At 42.5% G+C, this 24,938-nt stretch carries 27 protein-coding genes and 2 pseudogenes; 15 read left to right on the forward strand and 14 right to left on the reverse strand.

The features are described from left to right. The 11 genes from AC0L6V_RS21425 (at position 1) to AC0L6V_RS21475 (ending at position 7,548) form a co-directional block, all read left to right on the forward strand. A complete protein-coding gene (locus AC0L6V_RS21425; protein ID WP_265220377.1) occupies positions 1-636 on the forward strand; it encodes a PI-PLC domain-containing protein in 636 nt (211 codons plus the stop codon). Further along, entirely contained in the window at positions 629-1,261 is a 633-nt protein-coding gene (locus AC0L6V_RS21430; RefSeq protein WP_265220378.1) for an HAD family hydrolase, read from the forward strand. The genes AC0L6V_RS21425 and AC0L6V_RS21430 overlap by 8 nt, the downstream gene beginning before the upstream one ends. Next, positions 1,258-2,352 carry a nuclear transport factor 2 family protein gene (locus tag AC0L6V_RS21435; RefSeq protein WP_265220379.1) on the forward strand — a complete coding sequence of 365 codons (1,095 nt, stop codon included), beginning with the start codon at positions 1,258-1,260 and terminating at the stop codon, positions 2,350-2,352. Before AC0L6V_RS21430 ends, AC0L6V_RS21435 begins: the two co-directional genes overlap by 4 nt. Further along, positions 2,330-2,662 (forward strand): hypothetical protein, encoded by a 333-nt coding sequence (locus AC0L6V_RS21440; protein ID WP_265220380.1) that lies wholly within the window; start codon positions 2,330-2,332, stop codon positions 2,660-2,662. The genes AC0L6V_RS21435 and AC0L6V_RS21440 overlap by 23 nt, the downstream gene beginning before the upstream one ends. A gap of 5 nt (positions 2,663-2,667) precedes the next feature. Continuing rightward, complete coding sequence (locus AC0L6V_RS21445; protein ID WP_265220381.1) at positions 2,668-3,420, forward strand: glycosyltransferase family 2 protein; 753 nt, start codon at positions 2,668-2,670, stop codon at positions 3,418-3,420. 15 nt (positions 3,421-3,435) lie between these two features. Beyond that, positions 3,436-4,470, forward strand: coding sequence for a GDP-mannose 4,6-dehydratase (gene gmd / locus AC0L6V_RS21450; protein WP_265220382.1), 1,035 nt, complete (start codon positions 3,436-3,438; stop codon positions 4,468-4,470). A gap of 69 nt (positions 4,471-4,539) precedes the next feature. Next, positions 4,540-4,692 (forward strand): NAD-dependent epimerase/dehydratase family protein, encoded by a 153-nt coding sequence (locus AC0L6V_RS21455; protein WP_265220383.1) that lies wholly within the window; start codon positions 4,540-4,542, stop codon positions 4,690-4,692. Then, positions 4,689-5,417 (forward strand): GDP-mannose 4,6-dehydratase, encoded by a 729-nt coding sequence (locus AC0L6V_RS21460; RefSeq protein WP_265220737.1) that lies wholly within the window; start codon positions 4,689-4,691, stop codon positions 5,415-5,417. Before AC0L6V_RS21455 ends, AC0L6V_RS21460 begins: the two co-directional genes overlap by 4 nt. Next, positions 5,410-5,787, forward strand: coding sequence for a glycosyltransferase family protein (locus tag AC0L6V_RS21465; protein WP_418138591.1), 378 nt, complete (start codon positions 5,410-5,412; stop codon positions 5,785-5,787). The genes AC0L6V_RS21460 and AC0L6V_RS21465 overlap by 8 nt, the downstream gene beginning before the upstream one ends. Before the next feature lie 11 nt (positions 5,788-5,798). Next, complete coding sequence (locus AC0L6V_RS21470) at positions 5,799-6,398, forward strand: glycosyltransferase family 4 protein (RefSeq protein ID WP_265220384.1); 600 nt, start codon at positions 5,799-5,801, stop codon at positions 6,396-6,398. Positions 6,399-6,408: 10 nt separating this feature from the next. Continuing rightward, positions 6,409-7,548, forward strand: a complete 1,140-nt coding sequence (locus tag AC0L6V_RS21475) for a glycosyltransferase family 4 protein (protein WP_409419058.1) — start codon at positions 6,409-6,411, stop codon at positions 7,546-7,548. A 3-nt stretch (positions 7,549-7,551) separates the two neighbouring features. Here the strand turns inward: AC0L6V_RS21475 and AC0L6V_RS21480 are convergent, their stop codons facing one another. From AC0L6V_RS21480 to AC0L6V_RS21510, 7 genes and pseudogenes are all read right to left on the reverse strand, one after another. After that, positions 7,552-7,752, reverse strand: coding sequence for a sugar transferase (locus AC0L6V_RS21480; RefSeq protein WP_418138592.1), 201 nt, complete (start codon positions 7,750-7,752; stop codon positions 7,552-7,554). A 28-nt stretch (positions 7,753-7,780) separates the two neighbouring features. After that, positions 7,781-8,725: pseudogene (locus AC0L6V_RS21485) on the reverse strand (exopolysaccharide biosynthesis polyprenyl glycosylphosphotransferase); the annotation flags it as partial. Between the two features lie 298 nt (positions 8,726-9,023). After that, the gene (locus AC0L6V_RS21490; RefSeq protein ID WP_265220387.1) at positions 9,024-10,346 is read right to left on the reverse strand and encodes an O-antigen ligase family protein; all 1,323 of its coding nucleotides are present in this window, start codon (positions 10,344-10,346) and stop codon (positions 9,024-9,026) included. Between the two features lie 240 nt (positions 10,347-10,586). Next, a complete protein-coding gene (locus AC0L6V_RS21495) occupies positions 10,587-11,318 on the reverse strand; it encodes an FKBP-type peptidyl-prolyl cis-trans isomerase (RefSeq protein ID WP_265220388.1) in 732 nt (243 codons plus the stop codon). A gap of 449 nt (positions 11,319-11,767) precedes the next feature. Beyond that, positions 11,768-12,700 (reverse strand): glycosyltransferase, encoded by a 933-nt coding sequence (locus AC0L6V_RS21500; protein ID WP_265220389.1) that lies wholly within the window; start codon positions 12,698-12,700, stop codon positions 11,768-11,770. Positions 12,701-13,091: 391 nt separating this feature from the next. Then, a complete protein-coding gene (locus AC0L6V_RS21505; RefSeq protein WP_418139103.1) occupies positions 13,092-13,715 on the reverse strand; it encodes a LysO family transporter in 624 nt (207 codons plus the stop codon). Beyond that, on the reverse strand, positions 13,682-14,005 hold the full coding sequence (locus AC0L6V_RS21510) for a hypothetical protein (protein ID WP_418138593.1): 324 nt from the start codon (positions 14,003-14,005) through the stop codon (positions 13,682-13,684). Before AC0L6V_RS21510 ends, AC0L6V_RS21505 begins: the two co-directional genes overlap by 34 nt. Positions 14,006-14,217: 212 nt before the next feature. Here AC0L6V_RS21510 and AC0L6V_RS21515 point away from each other — a divergent pair, with 212 nt between their 5' ends. Together AC0L6V_RS21515 and AC0L6V_RS21520 are read left to right on the forward strand one after the other, a co-directional pair. Next, positions 14,218-15,588: an MATE family efflux transporter gene (locus AC0L6V_RS21515; protein WP_265220391.1), complete on the forward strand. Its 1,371-nt coding sequence runs from the start codon at positions 14,218-14,220 to the stop codon at positions 15,586-15,588. 58 nt (positions 15,589-15,646) lie between these two features. Further along, positions 15,647-16,651: a glycosyltransferase family 32 protein gene (locus AC0L6V_RS21520; RefSeq protein WP_265220392.1), complete on the forward strand. Its 1,005-nt coding sequence runs from the start codon at positions 15,647-15,649 to the stop codon at positions 16,649-16,651. 199 nt (positions 16,652-16,850) lie between these two features. Here the strand turns inward: AC0L6V_RS21520 and AC0L6V_RS21525 are convergent, their stop codons facing one another. From AC0L6V_RS21525 to AC0L6V_RS21550, 6 genes and pseudogenes are all read right to left on the reverse strand, one after another. After that, complete coding sequence (locus tag AC0L6V_RS21525) at positions 16,851-17,090, reverse strand: ATP-binding cassette domain-containing protein (RefSeq protein ID WP_418139109.1); 240 nt, start codon at positions 17,088-17,090, stop codon at positions 16,851-16,853. A 200-nt stretch (positions 17,091-17,290) separates the two neighbouring features. After that, positions 17,291-17,638 (reverse strand): ATP-binding cassette domain-containing protein, encoded by a 348-nt coding sequence (locus AC0L6V_RS21530; RefSeq protein WP_418138594.1) that lies wholly within the window; start codon positions 17,636-17,638, stop codon positions 17,291-17,293. After that, entirely contained in the window at positions 17,638-18,651 is a 1,014-nt protein-coding gene (locus tag AC0L6V_RS21535; RefSeq protein ID WP_265220394.1) for a FecCD family ABC transporter permease, read from the reverse strand. The genes AC0L6V_RS21530 and AC0L6V_RS21535 overlap by 1 nt, the downstream gene beginning before the upstream one ends. Continuing rightward, complete coding sequence (locus AC0L6V_RS21540; protein WP_409419063.1) at positions 18,648-19,493, reverse strand: heme/hemin ABC transporter substrate-binding protein; 846 nt, start codon at positions 19,491-19,493, stop codon at positions 18,648-18,650. Before AC0L6V_RS21540 ends, AC0L6V_RS21535 begins: the two co-directional genes overlap by 4 nt. Then, positions 19,451-20,563 (reverse strand): hemin-degrading factor, encoded by a 1,113-nt coding sequence (locus AC0L6V_RS21545; RefSeq protein WP_418138595.1) that lies wholly within the window; start codon positions 20,561-20,563, stop codon positions 19,451-19,453. Before AC0L6V_RS21545 ends, AC0L6V_RS21540 begins: the two co-directional genes overlap by 43 nt. A gap of 82 nt (positions 20,564-20,645) precedes the next feature. Further along, positions 20,646-22,803, reverse strand: a pseudogene (locus AC0L6V_RS21550) (TonB-dependent hemoglobin/transferrin/lactoferrin family receptor). Between the two features lie 210 nt (positions 22,804-23,013). On the opposite strand from AC0L6V_RS21550, the gene AC0L6V_RS21555 reads away from it, so the two are divergent. Continuing rightward, on the forward strand, positions 23,014-23,208 hold the full coding sequence (locus AC0L6V_RS21555) for a hypothetical protein (protein WP_418138596.1): 195 nt from the start codon (positions 23,014-23,016) through the stop codon (positions 23,206-23,208). A 40-nt stretch (positions 23,209-23,248) separates the two neighbouring features. Next, the gene (locus tag AC0L6V_RS21560) at positions 23,249-24,061 is read left to right on the forward strand and encodes an RpnC/YadD family protein (protein WP_418138597.1); all 813 of its coding nucleotides are present in this window, start codon (positions 23,249-23,251) and stop codon (positions 24,059-24,061) included. Positions 24,062-24,364: 303 nt separating this feature from the next. On the opposite strand, the gene AC0L6V_RS21565 is transcribed toward AC0L6V_RS21560, so the two are convergent. Continuing rightward, positions 24,365-24,922: an NAD(P)H-dependent oxidoreductase gene (locus AC0L6V_RS21565; RefSeq protein WP_418138598.1), complete on the reverse strand. Its 558-nt coding sequence runs from the start codon at positions 24,920-24,922 to the stop codon at positions 24,365-24,367. Positions 24,923-24,938 lie beyond the last annotated feature (16 nt).

The raw sequence follows: 24,938 nt of genomic DNA on the forward strand, positions 1-24,938 counted from the left end.
ATGGAAATTATTTCTCATCGTGGTTACTGGAAACAGCCATCTGAAAAGAATTGCATAGAGGCTTTTGAAAGGTCTTTTTTGCTTGGTTTTGGTACGGAAACTGACTTGCGTGATGCGGGTGGTGAAGTTGTAATTAGTCATGACATGCCAAAAGGAAGTGAAATATCATTTACAGAGTTATTAAACATTTATGTGGCAAGTCAATGTAATGGAACTTTAGCCTTAAATATTAAGGCTGATGGCCTCCAAGAGATTGTTTTAAAAGAATTAAATAAATTTGGTGTTAAAAATTACTTTCTTTTTGATATGTCCGTCCCTGATTGTTTAGTTTCTTTACGGCACGGTTTAACTTGTTTTGCTAGGTATAGTGAATATGAACCACCATCTCTTTTATGGTCTTATTGTCAAGGAGTGTGGTATGATAATTTCAATGGCGCTTCTTTAAATAAAGAAATATTGATAGATGTTATAAATAGTGGCAAAAAAGTTTGTATAGTTTCTTCTGAATTACACGGTCGTGATCACGTTTCATTGTGGAAGGAAATTTCTGAAATTGATTCAAAAATATACTCCTCTGATCGCCTGATACTGTGTACTGATATACCAGAAGCTGCTAGGAGTTATTTTAATGAGTAATAAAATAAAAGCTGTCATATTTGATATGGATGGTGTATTGATAGATGCAAAAGATTGGCATTACGAAGCATTAAATAAAGCGCTCGCTATATTTGGTCTTGAAATAAGTCGTTATGACCATCTTTCAACCTTTGATGGTCTGTCAACAAACCAAAAGTTAAATATCCTATCAAAAACGCATGTACTTCCTAGCTCTTTGCATTCATTTATAAATGAAATGAAGCAGCAATACACAATGGATATTACTCATCAACTTTGCAAACCTATGTTTAATCATCAGTACGCTTTATCGAAGCTTCGTCAAGAAGGCTATCACCTTGCCGTTGCTTCCAATTCCATTAGAAACACAGTTAAAGTTATGATGGAAAGGTCTAGTTTAATGGAATACTTAGATTTTTATCTTTCAAACCAAGATGTTAGCAAGGGAAAACCGGATCCTGAAATTTACTCCTTAGCTATAAATAAACTTAGATTAAAGCCATCAGAATGTGTCATTGTGGAAGATAATGAAAATGGTATAAAAGCGGCTCGAGCATCCGGTGCTCATGTTTTTAAGGTTGAAACAGTTCACGATGTTACATTTGAAAACATCAAGAAATTCATCGCTGAGGTAGAAGCTTTATGATAAATATCCTAATTCCCTTAGCCGGTAAAAGCACTTTTAAGACGAATGACGCAAATTCATTTCCTAAAATATTGAATGAAATTGATGGTAAGCTGCTTATAGAAAGAGCCGCCAACGCATTTGTTAAACTAGATTTTCCTAAAAAAGTTATTGTTGCTTTACCAAAAGATGAGTCTAAAAAATATCGACTAGACAAAGTATTAAGCTTACTTAGCCCTGATTTTAATGTCTGCAATATCAACGGTAAAACTCAAGGGGCTGTGTGCTCAGCGCTTCTTGCTATTGAAGCGTTGGAGCTTGATAAGCCACTTATTATATCTAGCTTCGAACAGGTGTTAGACTTTGATTTAACTCCTTATGTTGAAACTTTTATTCATGAAAAAGTTGATGCAGGCGTCCTCACTTTTGATGCAATTCATCCAAAATGGTCTTATGTCAGCTTTAATGAGAACCATCATGTTTTTCAAGCTGCTGAAAAAAATCCAATTAGCCGCCATGCTGTTGCAGGTTTTTATTTTTTTAAGACAGCCTCAATTTTTATTGAAGCCGCTAAGAGTATGATTCGTAAGGATGAAAAAACAAATAATTTGTTTTTTATTGCTCCCACTTTAAATGAGATTATTCTTAAAGAAGGAGTGGTAAAGGCTATTCCGATAGATAAAGAGCGTTATTTTCATATCAATGATGAACACGCATTAGAAAATTTTGAAGAAGCAATTATATCTGAAAGCAGAACTGCTATTTCTCATATTAATACTCGCACTAATGAATATATTTCAGCCTTTGATTCAAAAGATATTGGTAAACTAGAGGCTTTTTTCGCAGATGACTTCGTTTTAACGGATCCTTCTGCAAAGGTATCAGGTAAAGAGAATGTCATTGAATACATAGCTAATATTTTTAATAAGGCAAAATCTTTATCATTTAAAGCAAAAAAAGTTATTGTTTCCAATGAGCATCATAGTGTTATTGAATTCGAATTGAATATTGATGGAACTTGTTTAATTGGTACAGATGTTATCCGGTGGAGTACTACGGGTCTAATGCTTACGATGGATGCCTATCTATATGAAAAAAATGAATCATTATAAATTAGAGGACTTTCTTCGTGGTTGGTTTGTTGGTGGTTTTGAACCAACTTTATATAAAACGACTGATGTTGAAGTTGCTATTCAGTATTTTAAAAAAGGTGATAAAGAAGCATCTCACTGCCATAAGATTGCTACTGAAATTACAGCTATTGTTAAGGGTAAGGCTCTAATGAAGGGTATTATTATTAACGAAGGCGAAATTATAAAGATTGAACCTGGCACTTATACTGATTTTGAAGCTCTGGAGGACACCACGACAGTTGTGGTGAAGTTGCCTGGAGCATTAAATGATAAATATCTTGAGGAGTAGAAAGCTTGTTAAATATTGTTGTCCCTATGGCTGGAAGAGGCAGTCGTTTTGCTAAGGAAGGCTACAAGTTGCCTAAGCCATTAATTGATGTCAATGGCAAGCATATGATTGAGGTGGTTATAAATAATTTAAAGCCAAAACAGCCTCACCGTTTTATTTTTGTGTGTCAGCAGCAGCATATTACAGAGTTTTCGCTTGATAATATTTTTTCAAAGATTTGTCCAGACTATGAATTAATCGGTATAGATGGAATCACAGAAGGGGCGGCCATAACCGTTTTAAAGGCAAGGGAATTTATTGATAATGATGATCCACTGATGATTGCGAACTCTGATCAGTGGGTAGATATGAGTATTGATGACTATCTTCTCGATATGGAGCGTCGAGCATTAGATGGAAGTATATTGACTATGAAAGCAAGTGACCCAAAATGGTCATATGCAAAGGTTGATAGTAACGGTCTTGTAACCGAAGTTGTCGAAAAAATAGTTGTTTCTGATGAAGCCACTGTGGGTATTTATAACTTCAAAAGAGGCAAAGACTTCTGCCAACTAGCTGATAAAATGATCCAACAAGACTTACGCAGTAATGGGGAGTTTTATGTTGCACCTGTATATACTTATTTGGCTGAAAAAGGTGGTAATATAGGGGTTTTTAATATTGGTGAAGAAGCCAACGGAATGTTTGGACTTGGTATCCCATCTGATCTTGAATTGTTTTTAAGCCTTGATGTGGCAAAGAAGGCAACTAATTTTTAATTTTTGGAGAGTTTAATGAAAACAGCTGTAATTACAGGTATCACTGGTCAGGATGCTGCCTATTTAGCTGAGCTACTACTTGAGAAAGGCTACACTGTTTACGGTACATATCGTCGTACTAGTTCTGTTAACTTTTGGCGTATTGAAGAGCTTGGTATCAAAGGTCATGCTAATCTTGAGTTGGTTGAGTACGATCTGACTGATCTAAGTTCCAGTATTCGTTTGCTTGAATCAACAAAACCTGACGAGGTTTATAATCTTGCAGCTCAAAGCTTTGTCGGTGTTTCGTTTGATCAGCCACTTACAACGGCCGAGATTACTGGTTTAGGTCCTGTGAATTTGCTTGAAGCCATTCGTATTGTTAACCCAAAAATTCGTTTTTATCAAGCTTCTACTTCTGAGATGTTTGGTAAGGTTCAAGAAATACCTCAGCGAGAGTCAACACCGTTTTATCCACGTAGCCCATATGGTGTGGCTAAGTTGTATGCTCACTGGATGGTGATTAACTATCGCGAGTCTTACGATATTTTTGCCACAAGTGGTATTTTATTTAACCATGAGTCGCCTTTACGTGGTCAAGAATTTGTTACCCGTAAAATTACAGATACTGTCGCGAAAATCAAACTCGGCAAACAAGATGTTCTTGAGTTGGGGAATATGGATGCGAAGCGTGACTGGGGCTTTGCCAAAGACTATGTTGAAGGTATGTGGCGTATGCTTCAAGCTGATAAGCCTGATACCTATGTTTTGGCAACCAACCGTACTGAAACTGTGCGTGATTTTGTCACTATGGCATTTAAGGCGGCTGATATTGCATTAGAATGGTCAGGTTCTGAAGAATCTGAGACCGCAGTAGATAAAGCAACCGGTAAAACTGTTGTTAAGGTTAACCCTAAATTTTACCGCCCAGCCGAAGTAGAGTTACTGATTGGTAACCCAGAAAAGGCAGAGAAAGAGCTAGGTTGGAAACCAACCACAACTCTAGAAGAACTTTGCCAGATGATGGTGGAAGCTGATCTTCGTCGCAATACACAAGGCTTTTCATTTTAATTTTGTATTGTTGAAAGTGTATAAAGGCGACATGAGGTCGCCTTTATTTTTTATGTTAGGAGCTTTCAAATGAGAAGAGTACTTGTTACTGGTTCAAACGGTTTTACTGGTCGCTACGTCGTTACTGAGCTTAAACGCCGTGGCTACGATGTTGTTGAAATAGTGAGGAAAAAAACTCAACTGATCAAGTTGAATGTGATTTATCTGATAAAGCCCACATAAAATATGTTTTTAGTAAGATTCAGCCCGACTATATTATCCATTTGGCCGCTCTATCTTTTGTTGGTCATCATGACGCTAGAGCTTTTTATGATGTGAATCTCTTTTCCACACTGAATATTCTAGAAGCATGTAATGAATTGGACTTAGATATTTCAAAAATAATTATATCTAGTAGTGCTAATATTTATGGTAATCCTGATGTTGAGCTTATTTCTGAAGATCAGCCGCCTTCTCCTGTAAACCACTATGCGATGAGTAAGCTTGCTATGGAGCATATGTGTAAGTTGTGGTTTGATAAACTTCCTATCTTAATAACTCGACCTTTTAATTACACTGGTGTTGGTCAAGATCTAAAATTTCTGATCCCTAAAATAGTTGATCATTTTCGTCGCAACGAAAAAACGATAGAGCTTGGCAATCTAGATGTATATCGTGACTTTAGCGACGTGCGTGACATTAGTTCATATTATGTGGATTTGCTAGAATCAGATGTTAAATCTGAGTTTGTGAACTTATGTTCAGGTTCTTTATATTCATTGTTTTTTATTGTCGAAAAGATGGAAGAAATTGCTGATTATAAAATAGAAGTGAATATTAATCCTTCTTTTGTTAGATCTAACGAAATAAAAAAACTTTGTGGTGATAATTCAAAGTTAATGAGAATTATCAATCATCCACCTGTATATTGTTTAGAAGATACATTAAAGAAGATGTTTGATGCGTAGATTGAGAGTTGACCCATCATGGGAGGGTAAGGGCGGTATTGGTAGATTCTATAGTGAGGTTTTTTGTCGTCTCAATGAGGGGGAAAAATTAAATAAAATTTCATTTCCAGCATCTCCATTTTCGACTATTTACTATTCTATTCAGAGTTTGTTTTATAATTCAACCGATGTTTTTCTTTATTTTGGATATATTCCTCCATTATTTTCAAAGCAAAAATTTATTTTTGTTATATATGACCTTAATCATATAGATGTACCTCATAATTCAAGTTTTCTAAAAAAACTTTTCTATAAGTTTGTTATTAAGCCTGGATGTTATAGAGCTGAAAAAATAATTACTATTTCTGAGTTTTCAAAAAAAGAATTGTAGAGTGGAGTGGGGTGGATAAGAGTAAAGTTATTAATGTAGCTTGCGGAGTATCCGATATATTTTTTGATAATGATTCTTCCTATAGTTGTGATTTTGACTATATATTCTGCCCATCTAATAGAAAAAAACATAAAAATGAAGAGAGATTAATCTTAGCTTTTTATGAAATATATAAAACTCATAACTTAAATTTGATTTTTACTGGTGAAATGACTGATGATCTAAAAAAACTATTGGAAAATCTAAATATTATTGATCGTGTTCATTTTATGGGTTATGTCAATGAACGTACACTTGCGACCTTATATAAAGGAGCAAAGCTGACGGTTTTTCCTTCATTGTACGAAGGGTTTGGTTTACCTGTTTTAGAGTCGATGGCATCTGGTACTCCTGTTGTTACTTCTGATATAGGGGCAACAAAAGAAGTTTCAGGAGGGTGTGCGCTACTTGTAGACCCCTTGTCAGTAGAGGATATTTCTAGAGGGATAAGTACTTTATTGAACTCTGAAAAACTTATAAACGAGTACCGTATGGCTGGTATTGAAAAAGCCAAACTTTACAACTGGGACAAGTGCTCCAACGATTTAGCAAAAACATTAAACAATATTTAGGTTTACATAGATGAAAATTGCGATTGTCCACGATTGGTTTGTTAACCCAGGTGGGGCTGAGAACGTACTACAAGCCATGATTGATGTTTTTCCAACAGCTGATATTTTTTCTGTTGTTGACTTTTTTAGTGATGACTTGAGGGAACGGTTTTTGCGTGGGAAGTGTACCAAAAATACTTTCATTCAATGTTTGCCATTTTCAAAGAAAAAATATCGTGCATATTTACCTTTAATGCCATTTGCTATCGAACAACTGGATCTAACTGGTTATGATTTGGTGATTAGTAGTAGTCATGCTGTTGCTAAAGGGGTTATTACTTCACCAAATCAATTACATATTTGTTATTGTTATTCTCCTATACGTTACGCTTGGGATATGAAGTTTGAATACTTAAAAGAATCAAATCTTACTAAGGGTTTGAAGTCTATTCTTGCAAGGTATTTTCTGCATAAAATAAAAGCATGGGATTTTATTTCTAGTAATAATGTGGATCATTTTATCGCGATTAGTCACTTTATAAAGGAAAGGATTTATAAGTGTTATCGGCGAGAGTCTACCATTATTTATCCTAATGTAGATGTCGACGCTTTTCCCCTGTGTGAAGTTAAGGAGGACTTTTATTTCACTGCCTCACGTCTTGTGCCTTATAAACGCTTGGCGCTCATTGCGGAAGCTTTCGCGATGATGCCTGAGAAAAAACTAGTGATAATTGGTGATGGGCCAGAGCGTTCTAAAGTGGAAAAAATAGCGGCATTATCCAATAACGTAGAATATTTGGGTTATCAAGAATATAAAGTGCTTAAAGAGCACATGATGAAAGCTAAGGCTTTTATTTTTGCCGCCGAAGAAGATTTCGGTATAGTTCCTTTAGAGGCTCAGGCTTGTGGAACACCAGTGATCGCTTTTGGTAAAGGTGGTTCTTTAGATACTGTGATTGACAAAAAAACCGGTATTTATTTTTATCAACAGACAACAGATTCTATTATTGAAGCCGTAAGTGAGTTTGAGAAAAATCGCGATTTATTGCTTGATGCGAGTGAGATTAGAGCTCACGCCATGAACTTTTCTACTGCTGTTTTTAAAGTTAACTTTAAACGTTTTGTCTACGAAAAGTGTGAAGAAAAAGGTTTGCAATTTGATGTTCGTTGAACATCAAATTGCATTTTTATGCATAAAGCCTTTGAAAACAGTTAGGAAGATAATTCGGAGATCGAACCAGACAGACCAGTTTTCAATATAATATAAGTCGTATTCAACACGGCTTTCCATTTTGTCTATGGTATCTGTTTCACCACGAAAGCCGTTTACCTGCGCCCACCCTGTAATACCAGGTTTGACCATGTGGCGTCGCATGTAAGATTCCACTAGTGTTTTATAGTGTTCATTGTGTGCTAGGGCATGTGGTCTGGTACTCTACGATTGACATTCTGCCTTGAAGTACGTTTATAAACTGTGGAAGTTCATCTAATGATGTTCTTCTCATAAAAGCACCAATTGGTGTGATTCGGCTGTCGCCTTTTGTTGCTTGTGTGACTTTCCCGTCTTCTTCGTTATGAACCACCATAGACCGAAATTTGTAGACTTTGAAGTCTTGTCCATTTGCGCCTGTTCGGTACTGTTTGAATAAAATGGGGCCTTTGGACGTCAATTTTATCGTGATGGCTAAGCCTATCAAAATTGGGCTGATGAGTAACAGTATGATGAAGGCCAGTATTTTGTCTTCAAGTGATTTTAAAAAGCGATTTTTACCTTCTAGCATATGAGAGGTTGAAATGTTGATAACGGGCAATCCCGCGACTTCTGTCATGGATTGGTTCAATAATCTAAAGCCAAAGATATCTGGCACCATTCTAATCGCGATGGAGCTATTGCTTAATATTGATTGTACTTGCTCCATTTTCTCTACTTCGCTCATTGGAAGAGCAATCCAAACCTGATCTGTTTTATTCTTTTTCGCTACACTTTCTAGATCATTAAGGTTCCCTAAGCAGGGAACAACAGTGCCTTTGTGTGTTGTTAGGCCATTTACTTGTTCATGGGTCCCAATGATCCCTTGCACTATTAACCCCATTTCTGGGTGCTGCTCTAATCGATCAGCAACTTGTTGCGCAAGCGCCCCATCTCCAATGATTATCACAGCTCTGATATTGAATCCCTTTGCCCTTAATGCTCCAAGAGTTTTTCTCAGTATTAAGCGATAGACTAAGATGGTCGTGGTAGAAGTAAGCAGCCAGCTTATAATCCAAATACGTGAGAAGAGTTCGGATGATTGAGTCACAAAGCCGCTAATGATGAGCAATAAAAAGGTTGTTAGTGTGGCGCTAACAACACACTGTACTTCTGACGTAAAGGTTGCGCCACGCCATGCTCTGTAGGCGCCAAAAAAGAAAGACTTGCTGCACCTATTAAAACGCCCAACAAAAAAACATTTTTGTAGGTGACACTAAGATCAAGGTTTGAAAACCTTAGCCAATAACTAAAAAGGCCAGCTAATAATAGTCCCGCACAGTCTATGATTCTCAGTACGATGCTCAGTGATGTGCTATGTTCTTTTAGGGATAGTCCTTTTTTCACGTGTTTCTCTGATGTTAGTTTAATGTACAAAATTGCTTTAGATCGTTGTTTTAATTCTTACATGTGTGTTTAGCGCGCCAGATTTTTGCCTGTATTCCCGTCATGAATATTGTAAAGTAAAACACCCCTGTCCAGAAGTTTTGATAGGCTTCGAAGCAGTTCATAATGCTCCAAAAAATTAAAAAGCCTGTAAAAAAATAGCCTATATTTTTTTCGATTTTTCCCTCTTTGATTTGCTCGAAGAGGCTTTTGGCCATGATTATCCATATACTGAAGTAGAAGACCAGTCCGACAATACCAAAATTCACCAGCATTTCTATATAGGTATTATGAAGATGTCCAAAGCCATTTTTAATCCAATCAGGAAATCTTTCTGTTTTTTCCATAACGAGACTATGGCCATTGCTTCCCCAACCAAATATCGGCTTCTGTTTGATGAATTCAGTCGCTGCGACCCAGCTATGTAGGCGTATTCCAAAACTTGAGTAGGGGACATCGTCAAAGTTTAAAGTAGAGATTGCATTTAATGCCTCTTTCTCTAACATGACTCTTTTTACGATTGTATCGTTGTTTACGATCACTGTACCAAAGCTCAATATCCCAGCGACAAACACGCACACTGTAATGATTTTTTGTTTTGCTGTTGCTTGCTTAAAGCGCTTTACCGTGAAGTAAGTTGCCATTATCGCCGCGGTGATGAGTAGGGCTAACCATGCTTGACGTGATGCATTAATGTATATGACTAACAGGCAGTAGAGAATGACTAATAAAAGTGGAATAGATAGCCATTTATTCTTGGTGATAATCGCGCGCGCGAAACATAGTAGGCCAATTAAAGTGACGCCAAAAAATAGGCTGGTATGTTGTGCTTGACGTAGCCCAAAAAACACTCGCTCTCCATTTAGGCCGCGTATTATTTCGGGAATCCCCTCTCCTGTCACCCAAGGAGAAACAATAATGCCCAATGCGGCACTGCCCCACACAAGCCAAATGGCGTTTTTGTGTTGAGCTACCCACCATGCTAGTGGGATAAAAACAAACCAACGGGTGACTTTATCTAATTTTGGTATACTTTCTGCCCATTCAGGCGTGACGTATAACGATAGACCCCATGAAATAAGCTGAAAGGCGATGGCGATCCAGACAAAACGGAATAAGACATGACTGTTCACTTGGCTGCCGTATTTGTATAGCCCCCAGAAACCTGTCAGCGTGGCAATGGTTGACGCGACACCAGCGATGTCGGAAAAGCCTGTTCGTGTCAGCGCGTATACGACGATGGATAATAGTCCTATTGTGATTAGCCAGGTAGGTTGGTCTTCTGATGCTCGGCGTTCAAATAAGCGGGTAAATCCCGTAGCAGAAAAAGTCATTATAAACTCATGTTCGTGAGATGGTACTTTAAGGAAAAAATATGATCGGCGCGTAGTATACAAATAGTTACGGGTTTAGGTATATAAGATATGACTGAAAGTTGCGATTTGGTGCGGTGGAATTGGAATGGCGGTGCCTGATGTAAAGCGATTCGCTTAGATGCTTGGTGTAAAAAAATGGTAAAAATGGTCATCGGCTGATGACCATTTTGAACCCATTTATTTTTCATAGCAAGGTATTTACTTGGCGGCTTCTGTCTCGCTTTCTTCGTTTACTACCTTGTGTAGTTCTACCACAAATTTCAGTGCGGCATTAGGTGGAATAGGACCTGTTCCACCAGGACCATAAGCTAGGTCTGCTGGGATATAAAGCTCGTATTTAGAGCCAGCGGTCATCAATTGTAGGCCTTCTGTCCATCCGGCGATTACGCCATTAAGAGGGAAAGAGATGGATTCACCACGTTGGTATGAACTGTCGAATACAGTGCCGTCAATTAGGCTACCTTCGTAGTCCACTTCTACTGTGTCATTGGCGCTTGGCTTATCGCCTTTGCCTTCGGTGATGACTTTATAGAGCAAGCCAGATTCCGTTTTCTTCACGCCCTTTTCGGCTTCTTTTTCTTTCAGCCACGCTGCAGAGGCGGCTTTGGCTTCTTCTGCCGCTTTTTCTTCTTCAAGCTGTGCTTTTGCCATTTGTTCTTGCTGGTAGCTTTGAATGGTTTGTGTGACTTCATCCATGGTCATTTGACCTTCTTTACCGGCAAAAGCGTCTTGGAAGCCTGCCATGAAGGTTTTGATGTCTAGGTCAGAAAAGTCTTGTGACATGCGTGAACCAAACATAGTACCTATGCTGTAGCCAAGGCGTTGTTCTTTGGAGTCGAGTTTAACTGTATTATCCGCTGCGTATGCAAAAGAAACGGAAGACATGACCAGCGCCGCAATAAGCGTTTTTTTCATAACTATTTTTTTCATAAGGAGAGGTGTTCCATTATTTGTTGGTTTATCACTCAGTGATGTAAAGCATTCAGACGGAGTTTGATTTGCTTATTGTTAATTAACATTTCATGGGGCGAAAACAAAGCAGGAACAATGATATACGCCTTGTGCTTTGCAAATCAGATCCGTCGTTCCTATGTAACATAAGTGTTCTAACATAAGATAGGCTGTTTATGCCAATTTATATGTTTTCATGTTACCAAAGCGACCCCTTCACCTGCACACTTTGTTTGAGTTCCAAAAGATCTCATTTAATTTCAAGAATGATTCCACAAAGCACAAGACGTTTAGTGAGATTAATCCTCTGCTCTTTGCTGAGACAATCGCTTTTACACAAGCATGACAGTGTTTGCTAAAGCTGTTTTGTTTATTTGTTGCTCTTTACGGTTTGTTGACTGTCGGCCTAAGTCAGGGGGTTGGTGTGATTAGATTTTTGTCGGCCTAAAGGCCGACAGGGGATGGTTTTTTTGTAGGAAGGCTTTGACGACGTTTTCTGGTTTGAAGTCTTCTATCCATTTTTCTTGTATTGGGTAGCCGTTTTGTTCGACGATTTGATCTATTTTTTGTGCGAGTGCGTCGGCATGTTGCTCGCATAGGTAGGGTTCGAGTTCGTCTTTGAAAATGTCTCGAACTCCGCCGGGGCAGTCGACGGAGATAATGGGGGTGCCACAAGCAAGGGATTCAAAAAGTACAATGCCTAGTCCTTCGAATTTAGAGCTTAGTACGAATAAGCTGGCGTGTTTCATCCATACATAGGGGTTCGCTTGGTTGCCAACAAAGAGTACCTTGTTATCTATTCCTAGGGACTTTGCGGTATTTTGTAATTCGGTCTTTAATTTGCCTTCTCCAACGATTACCAAGGGCTGTGTTGTGCGGCTTTTGGCGTAGGCTTCTAGTAGCATTTGTTGGTCTTTTTGTGGGACCAGTCTTGCTACGTTGACAATATAGGGGCCGTTAGGCATTCCCTGTGGTTTTTCGGCGTCTGCTTGCTGACGAATTTGTGCAATCGGGCAAGGGTTGGTAATCACTTGGATGTGTTGAGGGGTAATGTTTTCTTTGTCAAATAGTGCGATGGCGGCATTTTTTACGCCATTGGAGACAGCGGCAAGTTGCTTATTTTGGAAAAGAACGTGAAAGCGCTTTTTGGACAAGCGTTTGCTGTTTGAATTGGCTTTGACTATGTTTTCTAACACGTAGACGGCGTTGTCATGTTGGAATGACCATACGCTTTCGTAGGTTCCTTCGCCTCTGAAGACAATACGGTCAAATTGACCGTATTGTTTTTCCAATTGAGCGACTTTTTTTGTAGCTGTTGACCCCCATACCACCCAGCGATAAGGAAGTGCGATTTTCGCCATACAAGGTTGCAAAGCTTGGCGGCGATTTCGGCGAAGATACTTAACGGTCGGCCGAGTGTCAGTTTGTTGACATTAAATTCATGTAATATAACGCTTTTGTTATTTGGGTAGAGTGGGTCTTTGCGTATTTTGAAGTAGAGTAAATGACTTTCATGGCCTTGATCTGCGAAGGCATCGGCTAGGTTAACGGCAACACGCTCCATCCCGCCAGTTTTTAATGTTCTTACAACGACCAATGTGCGCATGAGTTGCATCTCTTTTGACTTAAATACTGAGGAGTAATAGTAACCTAAAGTGTGACAAGGCGTCATTCATCGTGAAGAGGGTTTTGGTTTGGTGTGATTGGGCTTTTGACGGCCTAATGGCCGACAAACGCGAAAAGGATGCTTTTTTAACTTATTCCCATAAACAGCGGAATCAGTATTGGTACAAGTATGCTCATGATGAAGCCGCTGGCGATGCAGACGGGGACGATCTGTGCACCATGAAATTTGCCGAGCATGGGGAGGGTGAAGTCCATGGCGGTGGCACCGGAATAGCCGACTGACATGTGGCTGTTGAGGCGGGCTAAGAAGGGAATTAGCATGAGCGCTAGGATTTCTCGGCTTAGGTCGAGCAAGAACGCGGTGGTGCCAAGTACTGGGTCGCCTAAGCCAGTAATGAGGATGCCAGACAGGCTATACCAACCAAAGCCTGATACCACGGCGAGTCCTTGGTTCCAGCTTAGTCCAAGAATTAGGCTACCAACCCAGCCAGCTAATAGGGTGGTTGCGATGGTGACGAGGGCGATGATGACGCCTTGAACGTTGAGGAAAAGTTTGCGCAAACGGTGGTTGCCTTGGCGCAGTTGGCAGCCAATCAAAAACAGCAGTACGTAAAGCAAGCCTGTTACCAGTTCATCGACCCCTGTTAGCCAGTCTTTGGCAAATATGCCGATTATTAGACCACCTATTACCCAAGCAATGGTTTTTAGCGCGTCAATCAGTGCATGGGTTTTGCTGTCATTTGGGCCGATGCTAGGCTGTCGGCGTGTGTGCCGCCAAAGCGTAAGCCGCTTAGATAGAGCCCTGTAAGGCCAATGACGCTAATGAGGACAAAGAGAACCAATGCTTGGTAGCCAGCAATGAATAATTTTTCGGCAAGGTTGTCCAAGGCTCCCAAACTGAAACCGATGAGTCCGAGTATAAGATAGACAAGCTGTTCGAGTCCTTTTGCCACACGAGCTGGGGTAAAGAGTTTGATGTTTACCCAGTAGCCGAAGAGTAATGCAATAAGTAGTGGGCCAAGTGTCGCGATAATAGTCATGTAGGCAAGGTCTTCCTAGACAGGGTGCTTGATAAAAAATAAGAGCGGCATTTTCTCGGTATTTACCGGTAAATACAAGTTTGGTGTTGTTGCATGGCTTTTTTGTCGGCCTGAAGGCGCGGCCGACAGGTGATTGGGTGCAATGTGGGGGGATCGGTGGTAAATTGCTCGGCTGTTTTTTGTCGTTTTCTATGGATAGTCGGTGGTGATGTGTGGTTGTGCGTTTTCCGGTGTTGAGAGAAGTGTTGCATTTGCTGTTCCCTATGGTGTTGACGATGACATTGGAGTTGTCTATTAGTGTGGTGGATACCATTATGCTTGGGCATTACAGTGCGTTGCATTTGGCGGCGGTTGGCTTGGCATCGAGTTTGTGGTTGCCGGTTGGGTGTTTCCTGATTGGTGTAACGTTTGGTATTACGCCATTGGTGACACGACATTTACATGGTCGGCAGCCTAAACTGGTTAACCTGTATATGTCGCAGGCGGTGGGGTTGTCGCTTGTGCTTGGGGTGTTGGCAAGCTTGGTGGCGATTACGGTGTTGCCTTATTTTGCAGGGTTGATGGCAACTGAAGAGGAAACGCGACAGGTTTCTATTTCGTATTTGTATATTTTTGCGCCTGCGTTACCGATGTTGGCTTTAATGACCGCGTACAAGAATTTGTTTGAAGCCGCGGGTCGTCCGGGATTTCCGTTGTTTGTCGCCAGTTTTGGGTTAGTGTTAAACATACTGTTTAATTATGTGCTGATTTTTGGTCGTTTTGGTTTTCCTGAAATGGGCGCTAAAGGTGCGGCCCTGGCGTCTGCTTTGTCTTTGTATTTGGCAGTGGCGTTGTTTTTTGTCTATGACCGGTTTCTCAATAAAACGCCTTTGTTTACGAGTTTGGTGTGGCGTTATACGCGTAAATTTTCCATTTTGTTAAACATTGGTGCGCCAGCCGGTTTTGCTTTTGCGTTTGAGGTTGGGCTGTTTTCTTCCATGACTTGGCTGATTTCTTCGTTTGGTGATTTGGCGTTGGGCGGCGGACAGATTGTGATGTCTTACACGTCTTTCTTGTTTACACCTATGATGGCGATGAGTGCGGTGACGGCGATTGTGGTGGCGAAAGCCATGTCGAAAGAGGGCGTTGATGGGGTTAGAAAACGCATTCGTGTGATCGTGTGGTTAGGTCTTACCTATGTGAGTACCTGTTTTGTGATTACTCAGGTGTTTCATGAGCAGATTCCGTTTATCTATAGCAATAATGCGGAAGTGGTGGCGCTGGCGGCGAGTATTTTGTTGATCTCTTCGTGTTATCAATTCCCTGATATGTTGCAGACGGTGTTTACTGGGGCGTTGCGAGGCTTCCGTGATACGCGTTCTACGATGATTGCTTTTGCGGTGTCTCTGTTTGGTTTGAGTATGCCGTTTGGTTTTTGGTTGTCTCATTATAGCCCTTGGGCGGAGACCTTATCGCTGCGCGGTTTTTATATTGGCTTGGGCGCGGGGTTGACCTTGTTGGCGGTGATCTTGATTGTGCGTTTTCGGGTGGTATTGGCTCGATACGAAGGCCGACGCATTGCTTCCCCAAGGGAAGTGGCGTAACGGAAAAAATGTCAAATCAAGTGATTGAATTTAAGTGAAAGATTAGGAAAGTCTGATTATGGCATTAATAGGTAGCAAGTTTTTTGAGAGAAATTTATTTTTTCTAAGACGGTTCTTTCCTAGGTTAAGACACGCTTATCACTATTACCATGGGATCAATTATCAAAGTTTACCCTCAAAAAAGTATCCTCATGTGGTAGACAACGTGAATGTTGCAACGGATGTGCTTGAAAATCACTTAAGAAAAGCGCTTTTATCGCATCATGAAAGTTCTGCTGGTATACCTAAGACAATTTGGCTGTATTGGAATTCGTCTATTGATAAAGCCCCTGACGTTGTGAAAGTAAGTATTAAAACGTGGAAGGAAATGAATCCTGCTTATGATGTTATCATTTTAACAGATGACAATATTGAGGAGTATTTAGGCTTTGATTTCAACTCGGTTTTTTATATCGCAACAGTGAATTTAGGATATGCCATGAAAGCGGATATCTTACGTTTATATTTATTAAGTATGCATGGCGGCATTTGGGTAGACAGTACCAGTTTTTGTATCCAGGCTTTAGATCAATGGTTACCTGAGTGTGTTTCAGAAAATGGATTATTTACCTTTAGGCATATGACAAATCAGACTAGGCCTATAGAAGCTTGGTTTATTGCGTCTGAAAAAGGCCATTTTATTATTAAAGACGTATTGGCATTGTTTTTGGATCATTTGTTTAAAGATAGAAAGAACAGCTTGTTTATTTCGAACAGACTTAAGACATTGGGTCTTTCAGATAGTGGTAGTGAGCGGTTTGGTAAAGATGTTGTTTTAAATGCTGAGAAATTTAATTTCATGCCATATTTTAGTGTTGGCTATTTTTTTAATGAGGCTTTTAGTCGTCAAAATGGGAAAGAAATTATGGAGGGTTTGTTAAAAAAACCAAACCATCACGCCATTAATAATAGTGATTTAGATATAGTAAAAAACAGTTTTGTTTCTAAGCAAACATATAAGAAAGATTATCAAGATTCAAATGTGTATTTGAACAGAAAAGCTTGGGTTTTAAGTCGTTTGTAATATTGGGCTGATTTTTGAGGTAAGCGCCTCGTTCCTCGGTTCATCTGATCTACAAGGAATATGGGTTCCCGCCTTCGAGGCTGTCGCTAAAGGTCGCGAGCGAGTTTTGTAGACCTGTATAAGCCCTAAAACCCCACCCTAGCCCTCCCCTTCAAAGACACAAGGGGAGGGGATAAAACCAGCCTGCTTCTGCCCCGCTTTATTGTTTAAATTGCCATTGCGGTAGTTGGGTGTCTGGGTGTGACAGGCGGATTAGGTCTGCTTGGTAGGTGGTTTCTATTTGCTTTCCTTGGGCGAGTTGGCTGGGTTCGCTGTTGAAGGTGATTTTGCCTTGTTCGAGTAGGACAAGCTTGTCGCCGTAGAGTGCGGCTAGGTTGATGTCGTGCAGTATGCAGAGTATGCCTAGGCCTTTTTGGCTGAGTGTTTTTAAAAGTCGCAATATCCGTTGTTGTTGGTGTAGGTCTAGGGCAGAAATGGGACTCGTCTAACAGCAGGTATTTTGCGGCTTGTGGGTGTTGGTTTGGGTCCGCGTAGATTTGCACTAGGACTCGGGCAAGTTGGATGCGTTGTTGCTCTCCACCGGACAAGCTGGCGTAGATGCGTGTGTCAGTGTCGACCATGCCGACTTCGCTGAGGGTGTCATGTATTAAGCGGTTGGCTTGTTGGTTGGACAAGGTCCACGGTGCGAGTCCCTAATGACACCACTTCTTTAACGGTGAGTGTAAAAGGCATGTGTATTTGTTGGGTCAATACTGCGCGTTTTTTGGCTAAGTCAGCCAGAGACCAATCCGCTAGCGGTTTGTCGTCTAGGTTAATGTGTCCCGTGTCGGCTTGAAGCGCCCCAGAGCAGCATTTGAGTAAGGTGGATTTTCCCGCGCCATTTGGTCCCAGTACAATGGTCAGTTGACCCGGTTTGATGGAAAAAGACACCTGATCCAAGAGCGGTTTGCCAGATCGGCTAAGAGACAGTTGGTTGACGGTTAACATTAGTTGGTTGCTCGAATATTTTTTAACAGTAGCCATAAAAAGAACGGCCCGCCGAGTAAGCTGGTGACGAGGCCAACGGGCAGTTCGGCTGGAATCACTAGGATTCTAGCTAGGGTGTCGGCACTGGTGAGTAAGCTGGCGCCGAGTAAGGCTGAGCAGGGAATGACGATGCGGTTGTCGGCACCAAACATCATGCGTATTAAGTGCGGTACCATGAGGCCAATAAAGCCAATTAACCCGGTGAAGGCAACGGTCACGCCAACACATAACGCCACAACGGCAATGAGTTTGATTTTAAATTTCTCCACATCCAAGCCAAGATAACGGGCTTCTTCTTCTCCTAGTAATAGCAGATTCAGATTTTTAGACTGACGCCACACATAACACAGCAATGGCAATAAAAGGCTGGCGACAACGGCGACTTGTTCCCATCGTGCGCCGCCAAGGTTGCCCATGGCCCAAAATGTCAGCGCGCGCAATTGTTCATCGTTGCTCAAGTAGGTCAGTAAGCCGGTGGCGGAACCTGATAGGGCGTTAATGGCAATCCCTGCGAGTAATAGGTGTAATACAGAGACTTGTCCTTTGTGTTTGGATAATTGAAAAATCAGCCAGCAGGTTAATACGGCCCCAAGAAAGGCCGCACTGCTTTGCATATAAGACTGTGCCCAAAGGGGCAAGTTACCTGAAAATGGGTTGAGAACGATCAAGATACCAACAAAGACCGATGCCCCTGAAGAGACGCCCAGTAACCCAGGATCTGCCAATGGGTTGCGGAAGAGGGCTTGCATGAGCGCGCCAGATACCGCCAAGGCCGCACCAACTAAGATCGCCATGAATAATCTCGGTAGCCGCACTGTGATGAGGATTTGTTTGTCTATGTCGTTCATGGACGACAAAAGCATCTCTTTCCAGCCGATAGAATACGCCCCTTGAGTGAGGGCGAATAATCCCACCATGCCTAATACAGTGATCAGCAGGGGATACGGAATATGAGAATACGGGGTGTGTTTCATGGCGCCCATTCTTGTAGCTGTTGTTGTAGCGATTGGATGGCTTCTGGCGTTCTAGGACCAAGGCCGAGGGCAAGTAAAGCATCCAACGAGAGCAGGCGTTGATCTTTTCCTGCAGGTGTGGCTAACATGCCAGGCAGCGCCCAGATGGCTTGTTCGCCTGTGCGACTGAGGCCTTGTTGGGTGACGACAATGGCGTCTGGCTGAGCCAATAAAATGGCTTCTGGGGTGAGGGTTTTGTAGCCGTCTAACGTGCCCATTGCATTGGTGGCACCTGCTAATTTAAATAAAGCATCCGGCGCGGTATTGTTGCCTGCCACCATTGGCGCACCACCCATTTGCAAGACAAAAAGCAAGCGTGGTGGTCGTTGTTCATTCCATGCTTTGGGTGTGCTTAATGCCTCAAATGCGTGTTCTATTTGTTGAACGAGATGTTTGCCTTTTTCCTCCTGCTGTAAGGCGTTGGCCACTTGAGTGACTTTATCTAGTATGCCTTGCTTTGAATCGGGCGCTTCGATGGTGATCAAATGGATGCCGGTGTCTTTTAGTTGTTGCAATACTTTTGCAGGCCCAGTGGCTGGGGTAATGAGCAAGATATCTGGGCGTACGCTAAGTACGCCTTCTGCGGATAAGGTGCGCTGATAGCCGACTTTAGGCATCTGGTTGGCCGCCTCTGGATAGATGCTGCTGGTGTCACTAGCGACCAGTTGAGACTCTGCACCTAACAGATAGACGATTTCGGTGACGGTGCCACCGATGCTGACGACCCGTTGTGTTGCGTTTGCCCCAGTGGATATCAAGATCACGGATGCCAGTCCCATGAAAAAACGCAGCTTAGCGAACATAGCTGGGACTCCTCTGTGTACTGTTGTTTGGTGGCATGAACAATGTCGCGCCATGAGGTGAGTTCTGGTTGTCCTGGTTTGCGTTTACCAAACAGGGTAATGATGGAATCCCCTTTGGCGCTAAAGGCTTCAATGGACGTGATGATGCCATCGCTGCTAGGGCGTTCGATCACCCACGCTTGGGCAATTTGATCGGTTCTTAGGTGAAGGTTGAATGCCGCGTCCAATACATTGAACCATGGTCCTTGGGTTAAGAGCTTGTGAACCGGACCTGAATAGATTTGGATGCAACCAGGATTGCCAACAAATACCATGATGTCGGCGGCTCTTTCTTGCGCGAGTGTGAGTACATAGGCAAGGCTATTTGGGATAAGCGGTGTTGCCCATTGTGAGCCAATCAGAGCCAGCGCTTGGGTGCGAGAAAGCCCATGCTTTTGCAGCATGCCGTGGTATTCGTGTACGTCTTTTAAGTTTGCCCAATCGTCTGCGAAGGCGGCTTGATCAAATGCCGCTGGTGGTTGGTTAATGGGTGTTTCTTTTAATGGCAAGTATGCAGGAATAACAGGTGACGCATCGCAATATTCTGCTAGCAGAGCGTCCCACTTATCAGCAAGAGTATTGTCTGTTCGATAGATCTTATGCACAGCGAGGCCATGTTTGTCGAAAAATTGCAGACTATGGCGGCCTTTTTCCACCACATGAAAACCACTGTGCCATTGGCCAATGAAGAGGCGTAAGTCGATGGCGTCCGATAGCACTAAGCCGGTTTTTCTAGCCTCAGCAAACTGGAAGCTGTGATATACGCCAGTTGTTTCATGCACGGCTTGGTCGTTACGGGTGATGGTCATGACCTCGCCGACATTTTTCAGTTCAGCTAATAAAAGGTGAAAGGGCGCGCGTAGCTGCCATGTATCGATATTTTGTCGGCATGCGACGAGGTCGCCTTCGGTGATGCCCAGTTCTTTGGCCAGTTCTCTGGCTCGTAAGGTAGAACCCGATGTGATGGCCGCTTGATAGCGAGAATACGCCGGATGTTCTGTGTTTGGTCTTATGGCTGTGGTTTGAGGCATGTTGATGCTCCGTCTAGCGTTAACTGGTTGGCATAGGTCAAAAATACAATGCTTTTTGACCTACGCTGCGGTGAAAAAAGGCTTAGAAAGACAGTGTTGCGTCGATACCAAGGTTACGACCTGCACGGGTGTAACGGTCCAGATTCGTGCTGGTGTTGGTAATGTTGCGGATGTCATTCCAATTGAGATATTTTTCATTGGTCAGGTTAAACAGCCCCGCGTTAAAGGTGAGGTTGTCCGTGGGTTTGTAATAAGCCGTTAGATCAACAAGTTGATAGTCGGATGTGGCGAGCCACTGGTTGCTGCTGGTCAAATCCGATTTTTTCTTGCCAGACGCCCAGGTTAGATTGAGCTTTCCACCCCATTGCTCTGAAGGCGCGTCGTAGCCAAGACCCACCACGGCGCTTAGCGGTGATATGCTGTCGAGAGGTTCATTATCCTCTAGGTTATCGCCTTCGGCATAAGCGACAGCGCCATTGAGTGTCCAGCCGTCATTAAGCGCATCGATACTTTTGGATAGATCTAAAGTGCCTTTAATTTCAGCGCCTTTGATGACGACATGAGCAAGGTTTTTGTTGGTATATTCCCCTAATCTGTATGTGCTAGAGGTGCCTAAAGAGACCTGCTCGATAAAGTTGGTGTAGTCGTTATAAAAAGCGACCAATTCAGCGGTGCCGTAGGTATTTTGAGGCTCGAACGCCAGCTTCTACGAACAGACTTTCTTCCGGTTTTAAGTCTGGATTAGGCTTGATTCTATAGGCGCCATAAGACGCAGAGTTTTCAAAGTAATAATAAAGCTCGTCTAAATTTGGGGCTCTAAAGCCAGAGCCGGTTTTACCAAAAATACTGTAGGTGTCGTTGATGGCAAAATCAGCGGAAAGTTGTGCGGTCACAGCCTCGTTTTTATTATCGCCCCATGATTCGATGTATTCGTCGCCCTTGGTGGTGTATTGGTAGTTATCGTAGCGAATAGCGGGCACAAGAGTGAGCTTGTCTGTCGCTGCCCAGCTGTCTTCTAGATATAAGCCGACAATATTGGCGTCGGCTACGGGTGAAAAACGCGACGCGGTGGTGACGCCAGAGACGGTGTTTTTATTGAGATTTTCTAAAGACTTATCGTCGTAATTTATGCCGTAACGAAGTTGATGTGCCTCGATTTGTTTGACCCAATCCGCTTTGAAGCTGATACTTTCTTCATCATAAAATCGGTCAACAACGCGATTGCCCGATGTTCTATTCGTAATGTTGGTGGTTTTAGTGTCTTGGTAATCCAATTGCCATTTTAAGCGATCATAAAGCGTATTAGCTTGGGTGTTTTCATGGAAGAAACCAATGCGGCGGCGGACACTTTTGTCATCTGAGCTTTGTTGGTCTGTGGCAGAGCTTTCTGAATATAAGTCGGATTCAGTGGTACTGTGGAAGTATTCACCGACCACGCCGATACGGTTGGTGTCGTTTACTTGTACTTGTACTTTAGCAAGGACATTGTCTGATCCAGTGTCTGCGGGGTCTACTGATTCTCTTGTTACGCCAACCGTTTGATCAGAGCCTGCATCGCCTTGATGATTCTCGTTTTCATGGCCATCGCGATGGGTATACAGCAGTAAGGACTCTACTTTGCCTGTGCGGTTCGCCGTGGTGAGGGTTTGGCTATATTCGTCGGAGGCGCTTTTGTAGCCTGCTTTTAAGGAAACACTGGTGTCATTACCTTCTGGCGCTAAAAAGCTACTAGGTTCTTTGGTGGTGTATTTTACTACGCCACCCAGAGCGCCGCTGCCTTCTACTACGTCGCCACCTTTAATAATATCGACAGATTCTAATGAATCCATGTCGACGGTGTTTCGTCCAGTGCGTAAATAGGTGGTTGTCGGGCCGTATGCATCGGCTTGCGAAACACCATCGACACTGATTTTGACTCGATCGCCATCTAAGCCGCGGATGTTAACACTACTGATACCAAAACGAGAATCTTGGCTGGCTTCTACCCCTGGTTCATAGCGTACTAGATCGTCTAAATTACGAGTTAATGTTTTTTCAATATCGTCACTTTCGATTTTAGAAACCGAGCTGCCCAGCTCCGTGGTGGTTTCAGTGAGCGAATCCGCTTCAATGTTGATGGTGCTCAACTGATTTTCTTGAATAGTGGTGTCGGCAGAAAACGCGGGTGACGCCGCCATGATAGACAAAGCAAGGAAAGATAAGGGAGTAGGAAAAGCCGTTTTTTTCATGTTTCTTCTCATCAATAAATTAAGTCTTCCCTATGTGTATGCAATCCTTTATGAGAATGATTATCACAAATATGTTGAATTTAATGAAAATGATTTTCATTAAGAATTGTTAATGAATGTCTGGTCAACGGGTTGGTGTTTTAGTGGTATTTATATAGTATTAACGTGCTTATGCACCGCGACCCTAGGATGGGGTTGGCGTTAATAAAAGAAGGATTTGATATGAATACAAGATCAGTGGATGATCATGATAGCCCGTGGAAAGAAGCGTTAGAGCAGCGTTTTCCAGAGTTTTTGGCGTTGCTGTTTCCTGATGTTTACGAACAGGTGGACTGGAGCCAAGGGCGAGAGTTTTTGGATAAAGAGGCTCCAGCAGGTTGTTCAGGATGCCGAGCTGGGGCGACGTTATGCCGATAAGCTGGTTAAGGTTTTTGCACGGGATGGCACAGAAACATGGGTGTTGATTCATGTGGAAGTGCAGGGCGAAGCAGAGCGGGATTTTGCCGAGCGTATGTATGTGTATCACTACAGACTGTTTGATCGGTATCAGATGGATGTGGTCAGTTTAGGCGTGCTCGCCGATACTAACCGAAACTTTCGGCCCAATAGCTATCATTGGAAGCGCTGGGGCTGTGAGTTAGACTTTCGTTTTCCCCGTGTAAAACTACTGGATTGGCAAGATCACTGGGCGCAGTTAGAACGCAGTGACAATGTGTTTGCCTTGGTGGTGATGGCGCAACTTCGTGCCAAAAGCAGTAAAAGAGCCGAAGAACGACAAGCGTGGAAATTTCAGCTTGTGCAATTAATGTACGAGCGGGGCTATGAACGTGATGTTATATTAGAACTGTTCCGGGTTATTGATTGGATGATCCGTTTACCAGACGCGTTGGAACGTCAGTTCTTAGAGTCGGTATATCAACTAGAGGAGTCTAAAAAAATGCCTTATGTAACGAGTGCAGAGCGTTTTGGAATTGAGAAAGGAATGCAACAAGGAATGCAACAAGGAATGCAACAAGGAATGCAACAAGGAATGCAACAAGGAATGCAACAAGGAATGCAACAAGGAATGCAACAAGGAATGCAACAAGGAATGCAACAAGGAATGCAACAAGGTGAGGCTAATATGCTATTGCGTCAGATAACAAGAAAATACGGTGTTGATGTGGCTACGGCTTACCGTGATCAGGTTGAGAAAGCTGATACCGACACCCTACTGGAATGGTCCGAACGACTCCTCTTCGCTGAGAAAATAGAAGATATTTTTCATTGATGTTCACATTGTCCCTTCCCCTTATCACTTCCAAGGGGGCTAGGATGGGGTCATGAACTGTAACCCCCTCCCAACCTCCCCCTTAAAAACACAAGGGGGAGGAGCAGACCTGAACTGTCATTGTCCCACCCAACCTCTCCCTTAAAAACACAAGGGGGAGGGGCAGATCTGAACTGTCTTCTGTGTCTAATTTGAGGTGGATTTTACAATACGGTGACGACGTCTTCTAAGGCGAGGCGAGATTTTGGTAATGTCGCGTTGTAGTCTTCGTCTTTGTGGTGATAACCGATCGCGAGTGCTACGTCACATTGGTAACCCACGAGGCTCGTTGTGAAATAGCTCGCCAATTAATTCGGCATCCACACCTTCCATTGGGGTCGAGTCGATGTTGAGACGTGCCAATGTGTGCATTAGGTTACCTAGAGCGATGTAAGCTTGTGCTTTGGTCCATTGTGCTGTGCTGCCGTTTTCATCTGTGTTTAGTTCGGCAAAGGCGAAGCTACCAAATGCCTGTTCTCTGTTTTCTGGTTTTGTACGGCCATCCATAATGCCTTTGTCGACGACTTTTGCGTAGTCCTCGCGCTTGTAGTGGGTTTTGTGTGCAAACAGTACGATGTGTGACGCGCTTTTTGCGTGTTTTTGGTTGAACTGGAATTTGTTCGCAAAAGTATCGTGGAAGCGTTGTTTGGCGGTATCGCTCTCAATCACGATGAACTTCCATGGTTGTGAGTTAATGGAAGAAGGGGATAAGCGCAGTGCTTCGTAGATGACTTCTAGATCTGCTTGGGGAATGCGTTTTGCGGCATCGTAGTGTTTTGCTGTGTAGCGTTTTTCTAGGTCGGTAATAATTGGGTGTGCCATTTTTTGTTTCCATCAT

It is taken from the genome of Marinomonas sp. G8-14 (assembly GCF_055808935.1).